The sequence below is a fragment of the Syntrophomonas sp. UBA5494 genome (genome assembly GCF_002426325.1).
Genome location: NZ_DIPG01000067.1, coordinates 8,289 through 12,950, shown reverse-complemented (window position 1 = coordinate 12,950; position 4,662 = coordinate 8,289). Strand labels below are relative to the sequence as shown.

At 51.2% G+C, this 4,662-nt stretch carries 6 protein-coding genes; 1 reads left to right on the top strand and 5 read right to left on the bottom strand.

Annotated features, from left to right (window positions below; all coding sequences use genetic code 11):
* The 4 genes from B3W37_RS07765 to B3W37_RS07750 form a co-directional block, all read right to left on the bottom strand.
* Nucleotides 1–1,511 (bottom strand): NAD(P)/FAD-dependent oxidoreductase (locus B3W37_RS07765; protein WP_483175276.1); only part of this gene is annotated, 1,511 nt, incomplete at its 3' end.
* Nucleotides 1,495–2,421, bottom strand: a complete 927-nt coding sequence (locus tag B3W37_RS07760) for a CdaR family protein (protein ID WP_483175275.1) — start codon at nucleotides 2,419–2,421, stop codon at nucleotides 1,495–1,497. The genes B3W37_RS07760 and B3W37_RS07765, both read right to left, overlap by 17 nt.
* Nucleotides 2,384–3,250, bottom strand: a complete 867-nt coding sequence (cdaA, locus tag B3W37_RS07755; protein ID WP_483169735.1) for a diadenylate cyclase CdaA — start codon at nucleotides 3,248–3,250, stop codon at nucleotides 2,384–2,386. The genes B3W37_RS07760 and cdaA overlap by 38 nt, the downstream gene beginning before the upstream one ends.
* Before the next feature lie 75 nt (nucleotides 3,251–3,325).
* Nucleotides 3,326–3,994: a thiamine diphosphokinase gene (locus B3W37_RS07750; protein ID WP_483175273.1), complete on the bottom strand. Its 669-nt coding sequence runs from the start codon at nucleotides 3,992–3,994 to the stop codon at nucleotides 3,326–3,328.
* A 215-nt stretch (nucleotides 3,995–4,209) separates the two neighbouring features.
* Between B3W37_RS07750 and B3W37_RS07745 the strand changes: the two genes are divergently transcribed.
* A complete protein-coding gene (locus B3W37_RS07745) occupies nucleotides 4,210–4,386 on the top strand; it encodes an indolepyruvate ferredoxin oxidoreductase subunit alpha (protein WP_483169737.1) in 177 nt (58 codons plus the stop codon).
* Nucleotides 4,387–4,449: 63 nt separating this feature from the next.
* On the opposite strand, the gene B3W37_RS07740 is transcribed toward B3W37_RS07745, so the two are convergent.
* On the bottom strand, nucleotides 4,450–4,662 hold a 213-nt coding region (locus B3W37_RS07740), incomplete at its 5' end, for a tRNA (cytidine(34)-2'-O)-methyltransferase (RefSeq protein WP_483175272.1).

Below are 4,662 nucleotides of genomic sequence, written 5' to 3'. Positions count from 1 at the left end.
CCGGCTCCTTCCCCGCAAGGGTAAAGGTTGGCAACATTAACCGATTGCAGGGTGGCATTCCTGAGTATGCGCAACGGTGCCGAGGTTCTGGTCTCTACTCCGGTTAAAACCGCCTGCGGGTGGAGGAAGCCCGGCATCCGTTTATTCCAGAAGGATATGGCTTTAACCAGGCTGCGGCACCAGGTGTGCGGCAGCAGCTGCCATAGATCGCCGGGTGTCAGGCCGGGCTGATAGGTAGCCAGAGAGCCCTTCAGCGAACGGCTGGATTCCTGCTCCATAAAATCAGTCAGCATCTGAGCCGGGGCTTTATAACCGCCTCCCCCTAACCGGTAAGCCTGTTCTTCCAGGGTTTCCTGGAGACCTATCCCCCCTAAAGCGGTGTTTTCCCAATCGCCCGGGTTTACGGTTACCACCAGGGCTGAATTGGCAATACCCGAATCACGTGCGGTGTAACTCATGCCGTTGGTAACCACCTGCCCGGGCGCTGAAGAGGAGGCAATTACGAAGCCGCCCGGGCACATACAAAAGGTATAAACCCCGCGCTGGCTCTTGTCGTCCTGATAGGTCAGATGGTAATCAGCCGCCCCCAGACGCGGGTGCCCGGCATAATCTCCATACTGTATGGAATCTATTAGGCTCTGGGGATGCTCCACACGCAGTCCGATCGCGAAAGATTTGGGAATCATGGATACACCACGAATATTCAGCAACCGGTATGTTTTCCTGGCGCTGTTGCCCACGGCCAATACCAGCAATGAACAGGATATCTCCAGACTGTTATTTATTACTATGCTTTTTATTTGCCCATTGTTAATACTAATGTCTGTCAGCTGGGCATCGAAATAGATCTCGCCGCCATGTTTAAGAATCTCGGCGCGTATGCCTTTAATAACCTTCCGGATGCCATCGGTGCCAACATGGGGCCTTTTCTGATAACGTATGGAGGGTTCAGCCCCGTGGGCGACAAACACATCCAGAATCTGTCCTATGCGGCGGTCGCCGCTGCGCGTGGTCAATTTGCCATCGGAAAAAGTGCCGGCGCCGCCTTCGCCATACTGGGTATTGCAGTACTCATCCAGGACCCCGTCTTTCCAGAATTTTTCTACCGTATTAATCCGCCGGCCTACATCCAGACCCTGTTCAATGACAATAGGACGATAACCGTAGCGGGACAGCAACAATGCGGCAAACAGTCCGGCAGGCCCGGCGCCGACTATGATGGGCGGACTGCTGAGGAGGGTCTGGCCTTGAATTGGGCGCCATTCAGCTGGTTCTTCTAAGGGCGCAATCTGAGGGTGATCCGGTATAATTGCACCCTCGGGGAGCAGTACCTCCAGGGTGACATTAAAGTGCACCTCTTTACGCCTGGCATCCACGGCTTCACGAATAAGCCGTACCTGGCCCAGGTTGTCCGGGGATAGCTTGAGGATTTTGGCGGCTTCCCTGTACAACTCAGGCTGCTGGTAATCCAGCGGCATTTTGACATTTTTTATTTTAACTCTCGTTGGCATGGCCGGCTTCTCCTATGGTGACATTAACTATGACCCGGGCGGGAAAAGCCTTTACCCCCTGAGGAGTCTGCAAGCTCACTTCCTGTTGAAAGGATTGGTCTTTGCCGGTCAAGTCCAGCAGTTCGGTTTTAATGTCACCCATATTCTCCACGATACCACTGTTTCCCATTACTTTTACCAGGGCTGGCTGGGCTGACACATTTGTCACCTGAAAGCCAGGGGCAGCAAATCCATTGCTTATCACAGTAACCGGAACCTCCCTGGCAGATTGTTTTGGCGCCACCACTGCGTGTACGGTAGCCTGGCGGGGCAGCAGTTCGAAATTACCGCTCACTAATTTTCCGGTTGCATCCCGGGCTTCGAGGTTGACGGTATGGGCGGCTATATCTGTAGTCTGGCTCAGATCCACTTCTCCTACAATATGGTCGATTTTACTTATAAAGGCCTGCTCCCCTCTGACCAGGCATTTATCAGGAGTCACACTGATATCCAGCAATTCATAACCTTGTGGAGGGTTGTTAACCACCTGATGGACAACAGTAAAAACACGTTCCTGCTGGCCGGCCAGGGTCACCTGTACGACACGGGGCTGGGCACTGGTTAAAATGGCTCCCGAGCCGGGCTCTACCTGAACCGGAACATCAAAAGAACCGGCTTCATAGCCTGCCAAATCGACATAAGCCTTCACGGCAGCCTTCTTTTCTATTATGCCCCACAACTTGACATTAACCTGATCCGGTCCTTTTACAGCAAGCCCCGCTGGAACATTGCGGTAATCAAGCGAAACCTGAACCAGGTTCTGCCCGGTTGCAGCGCTGCCCTGATTGACTACGTAGGCCCACAGTAAAACCGACATAATAACAGAGATGATTTTAAGCCCGGTCTTTTTTCGCTTTAGTTGAGGATTCATATTGTCTAAACCACCTCCTGCGCAAGCTCTCGCCCCAGTTGGGTTTTTGTATAAACTCCAGCTCCAAGACCTGCCGCAAATGATTTTCGTCCGAGCAAGCCAATAAATCACCTTCGCGAGCCAGGGAAATCTGTCCGCTCTCTTCAGAGACGATAACCGCCAGGGCGTCTGAAACCTCGGTTATCCCCAGACCCGCACGGTGGCGGGTGCCCAGGTGCAGGCTTAAATTGGGATTATCGCTCAAGGGCAGAAAACAAGCCGCCCGTTCCAGCCGGCCGGCAGATATGACCACTGCCCCGTCGTGAAGGGGTGTATTGGGCCAAAATATATTGATCAGGAGGCTGCTGGTCACCGCCCCATCCACCAATACACCGCTGGCGGCATGCTCTCCGATGCCAGTCTCACGGGTGAGTATCATTAAAGCACCCATGCGGTTGCGGGACAGGATCCCGGCGGCACTGCTCACCTCTGCCAGAACATTGTGCATGGCCTCCGGGTTCCATTGTAAATGATGCCCAGAAAAGAAACTGCCCCGGCCGATTTGTTCCAAAAAGCGCCGTAATTCCGGCTGAAAAACAATCGGCAGGGTAATCGCAAAGACTATCCATAATTTTTCCACCAACCAGGTTACCATGGCCAGGTTTAAGTAGCTGGCCAAAACAGAAAACACCAGGAGGAGCAAGAGCCCCCGTAAGAGCTGTTCCGCTCTTGTTCCGCTAATTAGCCCTAAAATGCGGTATATGAGGTAAGCCACAATGGCAATATCCACCAGGCTCAGCAACAGGTTCCATGAGCTGGTCAACACGCCAGACAGGAAGTTGAAATCCAAATCCCTATCCTCCGATTTCTGGATTAAACAACTTCTATTATAAGTTTTCCCCGGGGCATTGCCAAATCAAGTAGGTCAGCCATCTGACGTTAAAAAATGGAATACCGCCAGAATACCTTCTTCTACGCTGATTTCCCCTTTTTCCTCAGCCAGAGTATTAGAAACCGTATAGGGATTTTTCTTTTCTAAGACCACATTTTCCAGAGGGTATTCAAAACCTTTTTCGCATACTCCCAGGGCCTTTTCACTCAGAGGCAAAACCGATACCACATCCCCTTTTTGGCCTTCTATGACCAGGCGCCTGGCAGTCAAGTATACCACACACTGGGGAGAATAATGCATCACTTGCTTGCCCATCATGGCTAATTCGATGCCGCTGTACAAATTGCTCAAGGTATGGTCAAGGCGTTTCCCCAGGGTGCCCAGGAAAACGACCTCATCTGCACCCATTTCTTCTGCCAGGGAAAGCGCTAGTTGAGTGTCGGTAAAATCCTTGCGCCGCGGGTATTTTTTAACTGTGACCCGGCGGGCGGCAAAGAACTCCTTTACCTCTGGCCTGATGGAATCCATATCGCCCACGATGTATGCCGGGATCAGGCCCATTTCATAAGCGTAATTAGCCCCTCCATCGGCGCAGATGATTAAATCGCTATCCAGTACCACACTGCTATATCTTTCTAAAGGTCCGTATTCGCCATTGGCGAGAACCACGCATTTCATCTTATCACCTATTTTTATCGGCATTTGTATAGCACAAACATCCATATATTGCTTTTTATTATAATATATCCACAGGCTCTTGAAAGGACCTAATAAAGAAATTAGAAGCAGATATTAAGAAATTCGGGTTATTTCCCTCTAGTCGTACCGTGTCGAGAATTAATATTAGCAAATTGACAAGAAAAAAGGCGTTCATTATAATTCATATTAGTGCAAATGGAGCAAAGGAGGCGAACTCAGTGGCCTACAGCATTAATGACGACTGTATTTCATGCGGGGTGTGCGTAGATGAATGCCCGGTGGATGCGATTAGTGAAGGGGAAGACAAATATATCATAGACCCCGATTTATGCACTGATTGTGGATCATGTGCTGATATATGCCCGGTGGATGCACCGCAGCCGGAAGAGGGCTAACCCAGCAATGCCATGACAATGAAAAACCCGTTCGCGGGTTTTTTGCTTTTTCTGAGCTTACCGCTACTTTAGCTGAGGAAAGCCCTGCTGGCGCAAGGCCTCGAACAGCAGTATGGCCGCAGTGTTGGCCAGGTTCAGCGACCTGCCCAGATCGCGCATGGGTACGCGTATAGTGCTGTCCCCATACTCCTGCAGCATAGCCGGCGGCAGTCCTCTGGTTTCACGTCCCAGTACCAAAAAATCATGGGGTCGATAACAAACCTCGGTATAAATCCG

Bases quoted from the DNA above. Each gene is read 5' to 3' on its own strand.
- B3W37_RS07760 (WP_483175275.1), bottom strand. From the start codon at position 2,421: ATGAATCCTCAACTAAAGCGAAAAAAGACCGGGCTTAAAATCATCTCT.
- B3W37_RS07750 (WP_483175273.1), bottom strand. From the start codon at position 3,994: ATGCCGATAAAAATAGGTGATAAGATGAAATGCGTGGTTCTCGCCAAT.